Source organism: Cellulomonas sp. CW35, from assembly GCF_052378485.1.
GTDB lineage: Bacteria > Actinomycetota > Actinomycetes > Actinomycetales > Cellulomonadaceae > Cellulomonas > Cellulomonas uda.
On record NZ_CP199000.1, the window covers coordinates 2,221,035 to 2,235,137 of the forward strand.

At 73.6% G+C, this 14,103-nt stretch carries 14 protein-coding genes; 2 read left to right on the plus strand and 12 right to left on the minus strand.

From position 1 onward, the window contains the following. Nucleotides 1-4: 4 nt before the first annotated feature. A complete protein-coding gene (gene ispG / locus ACT17Q_RS10160) occupies nucleotides 5-1,162 on the minus strand; it encodes a flavodoxin-dependent (E)-4-hydroxy-3-methylbut-2-enyl-diphosphate synthase (protein WP_141318425.1) in 1,158 nt (385 codons plus the stop codon). A gap of 135 nt (nucleotides 1,163-1,297) precedes the next feature. Then, the gene (locus ACT17Q_RS10165) at nucleotides 1,298-2,617 is read right to left on the minus strand and encodes a M50 family metallopeptidase (protein ID WP_141318429.1); all 1,320 of its coding nucleotides are present in this window, start codon (nucleotides 2,615-2,617) and stop codon (nucleotides 1,298-1,300) included. Between the two features lie 135 nt (nucleotides 2,618-2,752). Here ACT17Q_RS10165 and ACT17Q_RS10170 point away from each other — a divergent pair, with 135 nt between their 5' ends. Further along, nucleotides 2,753-3,928, plus strand: coding sequence for an NAD(P)/FAD-dependent oxidoreductase (locus ACT17Q_RS10170; RefSeq protein WP_444662240.1), 1,176 nt, complete (start codon nucleotides 2,753-2,755; stop codon nucleotides 3,926-3,928). Nucleotides 3,929-3,981: 53 nt separating this feature from the next. Here the strand turns inward: ACT17Q_RS10170 and dxr are convergent, their stop codons facing one another. The 8 genes from dxr to rpsB all read right to left on the minus strand — a co-directional run bounded on the left by dxr (nucleotide 3,982) and on the right by rpsB (nucleotide 11,034). Continuing rightward, nucleotides 3,982-5,151 (minus strand): 1-deoxy-D-xylulose-5-phosphate reductoisomerase, encoded by a 1,170-nt coding sequence (gene dxr / locus ACT17Q_RS10175; protein ID WP_444662242.1) that lies wholly within the window; start codon nucleotides 5,149-5,151, stop codon nucleotides 3,982-3,984. 43 nt (nucleotides 5,152-5,194) lie between these two features. Next, complete coding sequence (locus ACT17Q_RS10180; protein WP_094179744.1) at nucleotides 5,195-5,749, minus strand: DivIVA domain-containing protein; 555 nt, start codon at nucleotides 5,747-5,749, stop codon at nucleotides 5,195-5,197. Then, entirely contained in the window at nucleotides 5,746-6,873 is a 1,128-nt protein-coding gene (gene rlmN, locus ACT17Q_RS10185) for a 23S rRNA (adenine(2503)-C(2))-methyltransferase RlmN (protein ID WP_141318437.1), read from the minus strand. Before rlmN ends, ACT17Q_RS10180 begins: the two co-directional genes overlap by 4 nt. Before the next feature lie 30 nt (nucleotides 6,874-6,903). Further along, nucleotides 6,904-7,752, minus strand: coding sequence for a phosphatidate cytidylyltransferase (locus ACT17Q_RS10190; protein ID WP_444662245.1), 849 nt, complete (start codon nucleotides 7,750-7,752; stop codon nucleotides 6,904-6,906). Beyond that, entirely contained in the window at nucleotides 7,752-8,309 is a 558-nt protein-coding gene (gene frr / locus ACT17Q_RS10195) for a ribosome recycling factor (RefSeq protein WP_141318441.1), read from the minus strand. Before frr ends, ACT17Q_RS10190 begins: the two co-directional genes overlap by 1 nt. A 64-nt stretch (nucleotides 8,310-8,373) precedes the next feature. After that, entirely contained in the window at nucleotides 8,374-9,117 is a 744-nt protein-coding gene (gene pyrH, locus ACT17Q_RS10200) for a UMP kinase (protein ID WP_094179740.1), read from the minus strand. Nucleotides 9,118-9,197: 80 nt separating this feature from the next. Further along, nucleotides 9,198-10,043, minus strand: a complete 846-nt coding sequence (tsf, locus tag ACT17Q_RS10205) for a translation elongation factor Ts (protein WP_094179739.1) — start codon at nucleotides 10,041-10,043, stop codon at nucleotides 9,198-9,200. 49 nt (nucleotides 10,044-10,092) lie between these two features. Continuing rightward, nucleotides 10,093-11,034, minus strand: a complete 942-nt coding sequence (gene rpsB / locus ACT17Q_RS10210; protein WP_094179738.1) for a 30S ribosomal protein S2 — start codon at nucleotides 11,032-11,034, stop codon at nucleotides 10,093-10,095. A gap of 423 nt (nucleotides 11,035-11,457) precedes the next feature. Here rpsB and ACT17Q_RS10215 point away from each other — a divergent pair, with 423 nt between their 5' ends. Next, entirely contained in the window at nucleotides 11,458-12,048 is a 591-nt protein-coding gene (locus ACT17Q_RS10215; protein ID WP_444662248.1) for a peptidoglycan DD-metalloendopeptidase family protein, read from the plus strand. Nucleotides 12,049-12,083: 35 nt separating this feature from the next. On the opposite strand, the gene ACT17Q_RS10220 is transcribed toward ACT17Q_RS10215, so the two are convergent. Further along, complete coding sequence (locus ACT17Q_RS10220; RefSeq protein ID WP_268532182.1) at nucleotides 12,084-13,112, minus strand: FliA/WhiG family RNA polymerase sigma factor; 1,029 nt, start codon at nucleotides 13,110-13,112, stop codon at nucleotides 12,084-12,086. Nucleotides 13,113-13,127: 15 nt separating this feature from the next. Then, nucleotides 13,128-14,048 carry a tyrosine recombinase XerC gene (locus ACT17Q_RS10225; RefSeq protein WP_444662250.1) on the minus strand — a complete coding sequence of 307 codons (921 nt, stop codon included), beginning with the start codon at nucleotides 14,046-14,048 and terminating at the stop codon, nucleotides 13,128-13,130. Nucleotides 14,049-14,103 lie beyond the last annotated feature (55 nt).

The window sequence follows — 14,103 nt, forward strand, 5'->3', positions numbered from 1 at the left end:
GCCGTCAGCCGACGGTGACGACCGGGCTCGTGCCCTCCTCGCTCGGCTCCATCGTCTCGGCGATGCGCATGGCCTCCTCGATGAGGGTCTCGACGATCTGCGACTCGGGGACGGTCTTGACGACCTCGCCCTTGACGAAGATCTGGCCCTTGCCGTTGCCCGACGCGACGCCCAGGTCCGCCTCGCGCGCCTCGCCGGGCCCGTTCACGACGCACCCCATGACGGCGACCCGCAGCGGTACCTCGAGACCTTCCAGGCCGGCGGTCACCCGCTCGGCGAGCGAGTACACGTCGACCTGCGCGCGCCCGCAGGACGGGCACGAGACGATCTCCAGCTTGCGGGGCCGCAGGTTGAGCGACTGCAGGATCTGGATCCCGACCTTGACCTCCTCGACCGGCGGCGCGGACAGCGAGACGCGGATCGTGTCGCCGATGCCCTTGCTCAGCAGCGCGCCGAACGCGGTCGCGGACTTGATCGTCCCCTGGAACGCGGGGCCGGCCTCGGTGACGCCGAGGTGCAGCGGCCAGTCGCCCCGCTCCGAGAGCAGCTCGTAGGCGCGCACCATGACGACCGGGTCGTTGTGCTTGACCGAGATCTTGAAGTCGTGGAAGTCGTGCTCCTCGAACAGCGACGCCTCCCACACGGCGGACTCGACGAGCGCCTCGGGCGTCGCCTTGCCGTACTTCGCGAGCAGGCGCGGGTCGAGCGAGCCGGCGTTGACGCCGATGCGCAGGCTCACGCCCGCGTCCGCGGCGGCGCGTGCGATCGCCCCGACCTGGTCGTCGAACTTGCGGATGTTGCCGGGGTTCACGCGGACCGCGGCGCACCCGGCCTCGATCGCGGCGAACACGTACTTCGGCTGGAAGTGGATGTCCGCGATCACCGGGATCTGCGACTTGCGCGCGATCGCGGGCAGCGCGTCGGCGTCGTCCTGGCTCGGCACGGCCACGCGCACGATGTCGCACCCCGCGGCCGTCAGCTCGGCGATCTGCTGCAGCGTCGCGTTGACGTCGGTCGTCGGCGTGGTCGTCATCGACTGCACGCTCACCGGCGCGTCACCGCCGACCTCGACCTTGCCGACCCGGATCTTGCGGGTGGGACGTCGCGGCGCCAGCACGGGCGCGGGTGCCTCGGGCATGCCCAGGGAGATCGGTACGCTCACGCGCCCATCATCCCACCTGCGCGGCGAGGTGTCGGCGTGCAGGCGCGCGTGCACCGGGTACCCGCACGCGATCCCCACACGACCCGCGGGTCGGTGCGGGTCAGCGGGACCGGATCTCCGCGACGCGTGCGCGCGTCACGTGATCGTCACCGGGTCGACGATGTCCGCGTACACGAGCAGCAGCCCCATCGCCCCGAGCACCACGAACACCGAGTACGCGAGCGGGACGAGCTTCGCCGAGTCGAACGGCCCCGGCCGCGGCAACCTGCGCAGCCGCGCGACCTGGCGCTTGCCGCCCTCCCACAGCGCGGCCGCGACGTGCCCGCCGTCGAGCGGCGGCAACGGGATGAGGTTGAACACGAACAGCGCGATGTTCAGCGCCGCGAGCATCTCGAGCAGCATCGCCAGACGCAGCCCCCAGTCGATGCCCTCGCCCTGCACGGAGGCCACCTCGCCCGCGAGCCGTCCCACGCCGACGATCCCGACGATCGAGTCGGAGCCGCGCTCGCCGTCGCCGAACGTCGTCTGCACCAGGTCGACCACGCGCGCCGGCAGCGTCGCCACGACCGACACGGTCTGCCACGTGCGGTCCGCGACCTCGCCCGGGACCTCGCCGAGCGTCGCCGAGCGGTACTGCACGGTGGGTGAGACGCCGACGAAGCCCACCGGCACCGTGACGAGCGTGCCGTCCTCGTCGTGCACGGGCGCACCGTCCTCGTCGTACGCCGGTCGCTGCGCGACCACGGGCGTGACGCTGAGGTCGACCTGCGCACCGTCCCGCTCGACGACGACGTCCGTGGGCTCGGCACCGGTCGCGCGGATGAGCGTCGAGAGCTCGTCCCACGACGAGACCGGGGTGCCGCCCCAGCTCAGGACCGTGTCGCCCGGGCGCAGCCCCGCGGCCGCGCCCGGCGCCGCCTGGTCCGAGTCCGCGCACGCGCGGTCCGCGTCGTCGCCCGGCGGGATCACACACTGCGACACCGAGTCGAGCGTCGTGGACGTCACCGGGACGCCGAAGCCCATGAGCACGATCGCGAGCAGGACGAACGCGATGAGCAGGTTCATCACGGGCCCGCCGAGCATCACCACGAGCTTCTTGGGCGTCGACAGGCGGTAGAACGCGCGGTGGTCCTCCCCCGGCAGGATCTCCGCGGCGCTCGCGTCGCGGGCGTCCGCCGCGAGCCGTCCCATCCACGTGCGAGCGGGCGGGTTGCCGACGGCGTCCGCGGGCGCGTACATCCCGACGAGCCGCACGAAGCCGCCCAGCGGGATCGCCTTCACCCCGTACTCGGTCTCGCCGCGCGTGCGGGACCAGAGCGTGGGCCCGAACCCGACGAAGTAGTGGCTCACGCGCACACCGAAGCGCTTCGCGGGCACCATGTGCCCCACCTCGTGCAGCGCGATCGAGCCGAGCAGCACGACGAGCGCGATCAGCACGCCCAACAGGTACGCCACACCAGCCTCCTCGACGCCCGGCACCGGGACGGGTGCGGGTCGCCCCATCATCCCCCGACACGCTGTGCGCACGTGACGCCCTTCGCTCCTGCGTGGCGAGTTGTCCGCGCGCGGCCGCCGGGCGAGCATCGGCGGATGGACCTGCGTGCCCTGCTGCGCCCGACCGACGCCGCCGACGACCCCGCGCCGTGGGTCGACGAGGCGGCCACGCCCCGGCCCGCGCTCGACGGCGACACCACGTGCGACGTGCTCGTCGTGGGCGCCGGCCTGACCGGTCTGTGGGCCGCGTACTACCTGCTCGAGGCCGACCCGGCGCTCGACGTGCTGCTCGTCGAGCGCGGGACGACCGGTCAGGACGAGCGCGGGATCGGCGCGTGCTCCGCGCGCGTCGGGCTCGACGCCGACGGCATCGCCCAGCGGTACGGCGACGCCGCCGCGCACGACGCCCGTGCCGTGCTGCGCGACGCGGTCGTCGAGGTCGGCGGGGTCGCGGCCGTCGAGGAGGTCGAGTGCGGCTTCCGGTTCGGGGGCGAGCTCGTCGTCGCCGGGGACGACGAGGCGCTGGCGCGGCTCGCGCGGCAGGCGACCGCAGCGACACGCTGGGGCGACGAGACGCACGTCCTGGACGCCGCCGCGCTCGCCGACCACGTCCGCGTCGAGGGTGCCGTCGGTGGGACGTGGTCACCCGAGGCCGCGCGGCTCGACCCCGGCGCCCTCGCGCGGGGGCTGCGCGACGCGCTGCTGGCGCGCGGGGCGCGCGTGGTCGACGCCACGGCCGTGGCGCGCGTGAGCGTCGGCGCGGCGGTCACGACCCACGGGACCGTCCGCGCCGCGAGGATCGTCGACACCCGCCCGTCCGGTGCGCGCCGGGGCGCCGCGACGCTCGCGACCGCTCCCCTGCCGGAGGCGACGTGGGCGGCGGTCGGTCTCGCGCGCGGCGAGGTGCTCGCGCACTGCGACGGGCTGCGCGTCGTGCGCGAGCCCGCCGGGCGGCTCGTCGCCGGGCGCGCCCCCGCCGCCGGGCGCGGCACCCGTGCAGTCGGTGCCGCGGCGCGGTCGGCGGACGCGCTGCACGCCGCGCTCGTCGCGCTGCTGCCCGTGCTCGCCGACGTCCCCGTCACGCACGCGTGGCTGCGTCCGCTCGCCGCGCCGGGCGCGCTGCCGTCGGTCGGGCTGCAGGACGAGCACGCGTGGGCGCGCAGCGGCGGCACCGGGCCGGCGGCGGCCAACGTCGCCGGCAGGACGCTCGCCGAGCTGGTCACCGGCACGCAGTCCGCGCTCACGCGCGCGCCGTGGGTGCGGCGCGGCTGAGGCCCGCACCACGCCGCTGCCGGTGGGTCAGGCCCGTGGGTCAGGCCCGTGCGTCAGACCTGCGCGAGGATCTCGTCGGCGCGGGCGCGCGCCCAGCGCTCCGCCTCCAGCACGACGTCGAGCGTGAGGTCCGCCGCCCGCGTCCCGTCGTGCTCGTCGACCACGCGCTCCACCGTCGACACGATGTCGAGGAACCCGATGCGGCCGGCCAGGAACGCCGCCACGCACTGCTCGTTCGCCGCGTTGTAGACGGCCGGGTGCGTCGCGGACGCGGCCACGGCGTGCCGCGCGAGCCGGACCGCGCCGAACAGCTCCTCGTCGAGCGGCTCGAACGTCCACGCCGTGGGGCTCGTCCAGTCGCACGCCGCCGCCACGTCGTCGAGCCGGTCCGGCCACGACAGCCCCAGCGCGATGGGCAGGCGCATGTCCGGGGGTGACGCCTGCACGATCGTCGAGCCGTCGACGAACTGCACCATCGAGTGCACGACGGACTGCGGGTGCACGACCACGTCGATCCGGTCGGCCGGGACGTCGAACAGCAGGTGCGCCTCGATGAGCTCGAGGCCCTTGTTCATGAGGGTCGCCGAGTTGATCGTCACGACCGGGCCCATCGCCCACGTCGGGTGCGCGAGCGCCTGCTGCGGCGTCACGACCTTGACGTCGTCAGCCGTCCAGCCGCGGAACGGCCCGCCCGACGCCGTGAGCACCAGACGTGCCACCTCGACGCGCCGGCCGGAGCGCAGCGCCTGCGCGATCGCCGAGTGCTCCGAGTCCACCGGCACGACCTGGTCGGGCCGCACGGCCGCGGCGTGCACGAGCGCGCCCCCCACGACCAGGGACTCCTTGTTGGCGAGCGCGAGAGTGCTCCCCGCGCGCAGCGCCGCGAGCGTCGGGCGCAACCCCACCGAGCCGGTGATGCCGTTGAGCACGACGTCCGCGCCGGCACCCGCGAGCTCCTCGGCCGCGGCGGAGCCCGCGAGAACCTCTACGCCGGGCACGCCCGCCCCCGCGAGCGCCTCGCGCACCGCCGGGACCCGCGCCTCGTCGGCGACCGCGACGACGCGGACGTCGAACCGTGCCGCCTGCGCCGCGAGCGCCGCGGGATCGCCGCCGCCCGCCGCGAGACCCACGACCTCGAACCGGTCGCGGTGACGGGCCACGACGTCCAGCGCCTGCGTCCCGATCGAGCCCGTCGACCCGAGCAGGCACACGGTCGTGGTCATGCGAGCCTCCTCGCGGTCGTGGCCGGCCGGCGTCCGTCGTGCGTCACTCGACGCCGAGCAGGACCTCGACCGCGCGCGCCATGAACGCGTCGACCGCCGGCTCGCCGTACGCGTCACGGCCCTTGCGGCGCCGGAACGTCGCCGAGCGCACCTCGCCCGACGTCAGCGGGACGCCGCGGTCGAAGTACGCCACCAGGCGGTGGCACAGCTCGTCGACGTCCGCGGGCTCGTACCCCTGCTCCCGGCCCTCGGGCGGCGCGAACCGGTCGCCGTCCGGCCGGCCGAGCCGGCCGTAGAGCGTGCGCGCCTGCTCACCGAGCTGGGCCATCCACGCCTGCTGACCGTGCTGCGCGACGTGCTCGGCGCGCGCCCGCGCGACGAACGCCGACTCCAACCGGTCGAGCGCCGCGTCAACCGCCGCGGTCGCGTACCCGCCGCGCACCATCTCGAACCCGACGCGGCGCACGTCCTTCGCCGACAGCGCGGTGCCCGGACCCTGCTCGTACAGCTGCCGCGCGTGGTCGAAGAACTCGTCGACCTCGTCCGGGTCGTACCCCGAGCGCAGCCGCGACACGGTCCGGAACATCCCGTCGCTCACTCGTCCTCCTCCGCGGCGAGCTGGCCGCACGCACCGTCGATGTCGCTGCCTCGGGTGTCCCGGATGGTCGTCGGGATCCCGTGCGCACGCAAGCGTGCCACGAACTCCTGCTCCACCCGGGGATCGCTCGCCGTCCACCTCGAGTTCGGCACCGGGTTGAGCGGGATGGGGTTGCAGTGCACCCAGCCCTTGCCGCGCGCGTTGAGCTTCTCGCCGAGCAGGTCGGCACGCCACGCGTGGTCGTTCACGTCGCGGATCAGCGCGTACTCGATCGACACGCGGCGGCCCGTGACGTCGAAGTAGTGCCGCGCGGCGTCCAGCGCCTCGTCGACGTCCCAGCGCGTGTTGACCGGCACCAGCTCGCTGCGCAGCTCGTCGTCCGGAGCGTGCAGCGAGAGCGCGAGCGTCACCGGGATGCCCTCGTCCGCGAGCTTGCGCATCGCCGGGACCATGCCCACCGTCGAGACCGTCACGTTGCGCGCCGACAGGCCCAGGCCCTCGGGGGCGGGCGCGACCAACGTCCGGACGGTCGCCATGATCGCCTTGTAGTTCGCGAGGGGCTCCCCCATGCCCATGAACACCACGTTCGACAGCCGCGTCGGGCCGCCGGGGACCTCACCGGCCTGCAGCGAGCGCGCCGCCTCGCGGACCTGCTCGACGATCTCGGCCGTCGACAGGTTGCGCGTCAGGCCCATCTGGCCCGTCGCGCAGAACGCGCACGCCAGCCCGCAGCCCGCCTGGCTCGAGATGCACAGGGTGGTGCGGTTCGAGTAGCGCATCAGCACCGACTCGACCTTCGCGTGGTCGAACAGGTGCCACAGCGTCTTGACCGTGGTGCCGCCGTCGGCCGTCTGCGTGCGCGCCTTCGTCAGGAGCGGCGGGAACAGGTCCTCGACCAGCTTCTCGCGGCTCGCCGCGGGCAGGTCCGTCATCGCGTCCGCGTCGGCCGTCAGGTGCGTGAAGTAGTGGGTCGCGAGCTGCTTGGCGCGGAACGGCTTCTCGCCGAGGGCCGTGACCGCTGCGACGCGCTCGTCGGGCGTCAGGTCGACGAAGTGGCGCGGCGGCTTGCCGCGCGGACCGCGCACGGGCGACGAGAGATCCAGACGGACGGGGGTGGCAGGCACGGTGGTACTCCGGGACGAGGGGGGCGGTGCTCAGAACAGCACGGGAGGCGGCTGGAGCAGCGTGAGGATGAGGTAGCCGGCGGGCGCCGTCAGCAGGAGCGAGTCGAGGCGGTCGAGGACCCCGCCGTGACCCGGGACGAGACGGCCCATGTCCTTGAGCTCGAGGTCGCGCTTGAGCATCGACTCGGCGAGGTCGCCGAGCGTCGCCGACACCACGGTCGACAGCCCCAGGAACACGCCGACCAGCGGCTCGCCCTCGAACGCGACCTGGATGCTCACGACGCCCACGACGCACGCGAGGACGAGCGAGCCCGCGAGGCCCTCCCAGGACTTCTTCGGGCTGACCGAGGGTGCGAGCGGGTGCCGCCCGAGCAGCACGCCGACCGCGAACCCACCCGTGTCGCTCGCGACGACGAGCAGGATGAACACCATGACGCGCGCGGGCCCGTCGCTCTCCGCGAGCATGAGCATCACGAAGCCCGCCAGGAACGGCAGGTACGCGGCCGCGAACGCGCCGCCGATGATGTCGCGCAGCGCGCGCGACCCGCTGCCGTCGAGCACGCGCCACACCATGACGCCGCCCACGGTCAGCATGAACGACACGAACAGCGCCTCGGAACCCGCCGTGAACGCCGAGACGAGGATGCCGACCGAGCCGACGAGCAGCGGCAGCAGCGGCAGGTGGATCGCGCGCCGCGCGAACGCCTGCGCGAGCTCCCACAGTCCCGCGCAGACCACGAGCACCGCGAGGACGACGAACGCCTCCTTGCGGATGAACAAGGACGCGACGACGACGACGAGGAGGCCGACGCCCACCGTGATCGCGACCGGGAGGTCGCGACCCGGCTTCGTCGAGCGGGGGGCTGCGAGCTGCGTCATCAGACCTCGAGGAGCTCGCTCTCCTTGGCGGCGAGGAGGTGGTCGATGAGCTCGACGTGCCGCTTGGTGAGCGCCTCGAGCTCCTTCTCCGCACGCGTGACCTCGTCCTCGCCGGCCTCGCCGTCCTTGACGATGCGGTCCAGCTCCTCCTTGGCGCGGCGGCGCACCGAGCGCACCGAGATGCGCGCGTCCTCGGCCTTGTGCTTCGCGAGCTTCACGAAGTCGCGGCGGCGCTCCTCCGTGAGCGCGGGCAGGACCACCCGGATCACGTTGCCGTCGTTCGTCGGGTTCACGCCCAGGTCCGAGTCCCGCAGGGCCTTCTCGACCGCCGCCGTCGACGACTTGTCGAACGGCGAGACGAGGATCGTGCGCGCCTCGGTCACGTTGAACGACGCGAGCTGCTGCAGCGGCGTGGGCGCGCCGTAGTAGTCGACGAAGATCTTCGAGAACATCGCCGCGTTCGCACGACCGGTCCGGATGGTCGCGAAGTCGTCCTTGGCGACCTCGACGGCCTTGTCCATCTTCTCCTCGGCCTCGAAGAGAGTCTCGTCGATCACCGGTGCTCCTAGGTGTCGGTCGTGCTGGGCGTGGGTGGGACTGCGCTGTGGGAAGACCGTGGCCTCAGCCGACGGTCACCGTCGTGCCGATCTTCTCACCTCGCAGGACGCGGGTGACGTTGCCCGCGCCCTCCAGGCCGAAGACCTGCATCTGCATGTCGTTGTCACGGGCCATCGACAGGGCGGTCTGGTCCATGACCCCGAGGTCGCCCACGATCGCGTCGGTGTAGCTCAGGTGCTCGAGACGCCGGGCGTCCGGGTCCTTGCGCGGGTCCGCGGTGTAGACCGCGTCGACGCCGTTCTTGCCCATGAGCACCTCCTGGCAGTGCGTCTCGAGGGCGCGCTGCACGCAGACGGTGTCGGTCGAGAAGTACGGCATGCCGGCGCCCGCGCCGAAGATCACGACGCGGCCCTTCTCGAGGTGCCGGATCGCGCGCAGCGGGATGTAGGGCTCGGCGACCTGGCCCATCGTGATGGCGGTCTGCACGCGGGTGCTGACGCCGGCCTGCTCGAGGAGGTCCTGGAGCGCCAGGCAGTTCATCACCGTGCCGAGCATGCCCATGTAGTCCGCACGCGCACGGTCCATGCCGTTCTGCGCGAGCTCGGCGCCGCGGAAGAAGTTCCCACCGCCGACGACGATCGCGACCTGCACGCCCGCCCGTACCGCGACCGCGATCTCCTCGGCGATGCGCCGGATCACGTCGACCGCGAGGCCGACCGCCCCGCCGCCGAACGTCTCGCCCGAGAGCTTGAGGAGCACCCGCCGCGGGGCGGCGCTCGTGTCGTCGGTGGTGGGGTCCGGGGTCACTGCGCCTCCTGCGTGCGGTCGGGATGGTGCTATGACGGTGGCCCCGGCCGTGGGCCGGGGCCACCGATCAGGTGTGCAGGTCAGGCACCCACGCGGTACCGCACGAACGCCGTCACCGAGCCGCCGGCCTCCGCCAGCACCTGGCCGACCGACTTCTTCGGGTCCTTGGCGAACGGCTGGTCGACCAGCACGGTCTCCTTGAAGTACCCGGTCAGACGGCCCTCGACGATCTTCGGCAGCGCGGCCTCGGGCTTGCCCTCGTTGCGCGCGGTCTCCTCGGCGATCTTGCGCTCGTTCTCGACCGTCTCGGCCGGGACCTCGTCACGCGTGAGGAAGGCCGGCGAGTACGCCGCGATGTGCGTCGCGATGTCGCGCGCCACCGAGGCGCCCGCCGCGTCGGTCGCCACGAGAACGCCGACCTGCGGGGGCAGGTCCTTGTTGACCTTGTGCAGGTACACCTCGACGTGCTCGCCGGCCACGTGGGCCAGGCGGCGCACGACGATCCGCTCGCCGAGGGTGGCGGCCGTCTCGTCGACGATGTTCTGCACCGTGGTGCCCTCGTACTCGGACGAGGTCAGCGCGTCCGCGTCACGAGCGCCCGTGGCCACCGCGGCCGCGAGCACGCGCTCGGCCAGCGAGATGAACGACTCGCTCTTCGCGACGAAGTCCGTCTCCGAGTTGACCTCGACGAGCACGCCGGACTGGCCCTCGCCGTCGGCCGTCGGGCCGACGTGCGCCGCGACGAGACCGTCCGACGCCGAGCGACCCTCACGCTTGCCGACGCCCTTGAGGCCCTTCACGCGGATGATCTCGAGCGCCTTGGCGGAGTCGCCCTCGGCCTCCTCGAGCGCCTTCTTGACGTCGAGCATGCCGGCGCCGGTCTTCTCGCGCAGGTCCTTGATGTCCTGGAGCGAGTAGTTCGCCATCAGTGGTGTCCGTTCTTGTCGATGGAGCGGGATGCGGACGAGCGGGTGCTCAGGCCTCGTCGGCCGGCGCGGCCGGCTCGTCGGCGGCGGGCGCCGCCTCGGCAGCCGGGGCGTCGGCGGCAGGCGCCTCGGCGGCGGGGGCCTCGGCAGCGGGGGCCTCGGCGGCCGGAGCCTGCGCAGCAGCCTCGGCGGCCGGCGCGGCGGCGAGGTCGGCCTCGGCGCCCGCGAGCAGCTCGCGCTCCCACTCGGCGAGCGGCTCGGCCTCGGCCTCGGCGCCGCCCTCGGCGGACGCCTTGCCGGAGTGACGCTTCATGAGGCCGTCGGCGACCGCGTCCGCGATCACACGGGTGAGCAGCTGCACGGCGCGGATCGCGTCGTCGTTGCCCGGGATCGGGTAGTCGACGACGTCGGGGTCGCAGTTGGTGTCGAGGATCGCGACCACCGGGATGCCCAGCTTGCGCGCCTCGTCGACGGCGAGGTGCTCCTTGTTCGTGTCGACGATCCACACGGCCGAGGGGACCTTGGCCATGTCGCGGATGCCGCCGAGCGTCTTCGCGAGCTTGTCCTTCTCGCGGCGCAGGACGAGCAGCTCCTTCTTCGTCAGGCCCGAGGCCGCGACGTCGTCGAAGTCGATCTGCTCGAGCTCCTTGAGGCGCTGCAGCCGCTTGTGGATCGTCGAGAAGTTGGTGAGCATGCCGCCCAGCCAGCGCTGGTTGACGTAGGGCATGCCGACGCGGGCGGCCTGCTCGGCGACCGGCTCCTGCGCCTGCTTCTTGGTGCCGACGAACAGGATCGACCCACCGTGCGCGACGGTCTGCGACACGAAGTCGTAGGCGCGGTCGATGTAGGTGAGCGACTGCTGCAGGTCGACGATGTAGATGCCGTTGCGCTCGGTGAAGATGAAGCGCTTCATCTTGGGGTTCCAGCGGCGGGTCTGGTGCCCGAAGTGGACACCGCTCTCGAGCAGCTGGCGCATGGTCACGACGGCCATGGCACTTCCTTCCGTGGCGGGCCGCAGCGGCGGCACGCACGTCGGGCGGGGCACACCTTGATGAGCCCCGCGTTGCGGTTTGTCGGCCCCGGCGGTCGCCGGTGCCCCTGGCGCCACGACGGCCCGCACCGCGACCACCGGCGAACCGGCGTCCACGGACCTGTGCGGGCACGCCTCGCGGTGCGGGACCGGCTCGGCGGACGTGCCGCCGGACGGTCGCGACCAGGATGATGGCGCGCGAAGTCGACCGGCTCTCACCGGTCGCGCGGCAAGTCTAGCCCACCGCGGGCCCGACCCCGACCGGACGGACCCGACCACCCGTGGTCACCACGACCCGACCCCAGCCCCGCGGCGGGAACGCCTCCTCCCCAGCCCGCACCACGGTCGGCTCTGCGGCACCGGTCCGTGCAGCACGGTGTCCGCATGAGCGACCGGAGCACGCCGACGACGACCGTCCCGAGGCGCGGGGTGCGCCGCGCGCGGGCGTCGCGAGCGGGTGCTGCCGTCCTCGTCCTCGCGGCGGTCACGCTGGCCGCGCCGTCTGCCGCGCTCGTCGTCGCGCCCGGGTCGGCGCAGGACGCGTCATCGCAGGACGAGGGCGCGGGGGGCTACGTGCTGCCCCTCCCCGGTGCCCGCGTGGTGCGCGGTTTCGAGGCGCCGCCGCAGCCGTGGGCGGCGGGGCACCGTGGCGTGGACCTCGCGACGGCGGTCGGGGCGGCCGTCGTCGCACCCCGGTCGGGCGTCGTCGCGTTCGCGGGCCGCGTCGCGGGCCGGCCCGTGGTCACGATCCGCCACGACGACGGCCTCACCACGAGCCTCGAGCCGGTCACGACGAGCGCGGCCGTCGGCGCGCGCGTCGCACGCGGCTCCCCGGTCGGCATCGTCGACGCCGCGGCCGGTCACTGTGCGCCGACGACGTGCGTGCACTGGGGGGTGCGGTCGGCTCCCGACCGCTACCTCGACCCGCTCACGCTCGTGCGGGGCCTGGGGCCGGTCGTGCTGCTGCCCGGGTGACCCGCCGCCCACCCGTGCGGGACGCGGGCACCGCCTCAGCCGCGCTCGGCGTCCGTGAGCCGCGTACGCAGCCGCGTCATCGCCGCGGTGTGCATCTGGGAGATGCGGGACTCGGTCACGCCGAGCACCCGGCCGATCTCCGCGAGCGTCATGCCCTCGTAGTAGTACAGGACGACGACGATGCGCTCACGCTCCCCGAGCTGCTCGATCGAGCGCGCCAGCAGGTGAGCCGTCTCCGCGTCGGCGAGCGTGCCCGCCGGGTCGTCGATCCGGTCGTCGCACAGCGTGTCGCCGAGCGAGACGCCACCGGTGCGGTCCTCGCCGCCGAGCAGCTCGTCGAGGGCCGCGAGGTTCGACGTCGCGAGCTGGGAGCACACCTGACGCAGCTCGCCCACCGGCACCTGCAGGTGCGCCGCGAGCTCCGCCTCGGTGGGAGCGCGGTGCAGCGTGGCCTCGAGCTCGGCCTGGGCGCGGTCGATCGAGCGCGCCTTGGTCCGCACCGAGCGCGGGACCCAGTCCATCGCCCGCAGCTCGTCGATGATCGCGCCGCGGATGCGCGAGGACGCGTACGACTCGAACTTCACCGACCGGTCGAGCTGGTACTTCTCGATCGCGTCGATCAGGCCGAACATGCCGTAGGAGACCAGGTCCGCCTGCTCGACCGTCGCGGGCAGGCGCATCCCGACCCGACCCGCGACCGCGGACACGAGCGACGCGTAGTGCAGGATCAGGGCGTCGCGGTGCGCGCGCTCACCCGTGCTCTTGTACGCGGTCCACACGTCCGTGACGTCCGCGGGCTGCACGCCACGCTGCGTCGGGACCTCGGGCAGCGCGATGACGTCGGCGAGCTCGACGAGCTCGGCGGTGACGACCTCGTCGGCGAGGTCCGCACCGGCCTGCTCGGCGTCGACGAGCACGGCGTCGGGCACGAGCGTGTCGAGCTCGACGGCGTCGTCGATCTCGACCGCGAACACCCCGCGCTGCTGCGGGATCGTCCCGACGGGGGCCGCGTCGTCACGAGCGACGGCACGCACCGCTGCGGGCGCGTCCAGGTGGATCGTCATGGTGGCTTTCCGTCCTCAGGCCCGGGGGTGTGCCTGCGCGTAGGCCGAGCGGAGGCGCTCGGCGGAGACGTGGGTGTAACGCTGGGTGGTCGAGAGGCTGGAGTGGCCGAGGATCTCCTGCACGCTGCGCAGGTCCGACCCTCCTTCCAGGAGGTGGGTCGCCGCGGAGTGGCGCATGCCGTGGGGGGCGAGGTCGACACCGGTCACGCTCGTCGCACGGTGCACGACGGTGCGGACCTGACGCTGGTCGACGCGGCCGCCGCGCGCGCCGACGAACAGCGCGTCGCCGGTGGTGGCGACCTGCCCGCGCACCCGCAGCCACGCGTCGAGCGCGCGGGCCGCGGGGACGCCGAACGGCACGACGCGCTGCTTGTCGCCCTTGCCCGTGACCCGCACGGTGCGCTGCGCGAGGTCCACGTCGGCGACGTCCGCGCCGCACAGCTCAGCGACCCGCGCGCCGGTGGCGTACAGGAGCTCGAGCATCGCCCAGTCCCGCACGCTCAGGGGCTCGGTGTCGTCCGCCAGCGCCGCGAGCGCGTCGAGTGCCTCGCGGGCGCCGTCCTGCGTGAGCACCGCCGGCAGCGTGACCGCGGTGCGCGGCGACGCGAGCCGCAGCGCCGGGTCGGCCGCGACGCGACCGGTGCGCGTGGCCCACGCGAAGAACGTGCGGGCGCTCGCGCCGCGACGGGCGAGCGTCGCACGGCTGCGCTGGTCGGCGGCCATCGAGGCGAGCCAGGCGCGCAGCGTCGCGAGGTCGACGTCGGTCAGCTCGGCCGCGCCGTGGCGGGCGGCGTAGCCGAGCAGCGCGTCGACGTCCCCGACGTAGGCGCGCACGGTGTGGGGGGACAACCCGCGCACAGTGCCCAGGTAGGTCGAGAAGTCCGCGAGCAGGCGCGCACGAGCAGGCGCCTGGGCGGTGATCTCGGCCACGTTCATGCGAATACGGTGACGGCTTTACGACCCGGGAACAAGCCTCGAATTCACCCGTGCG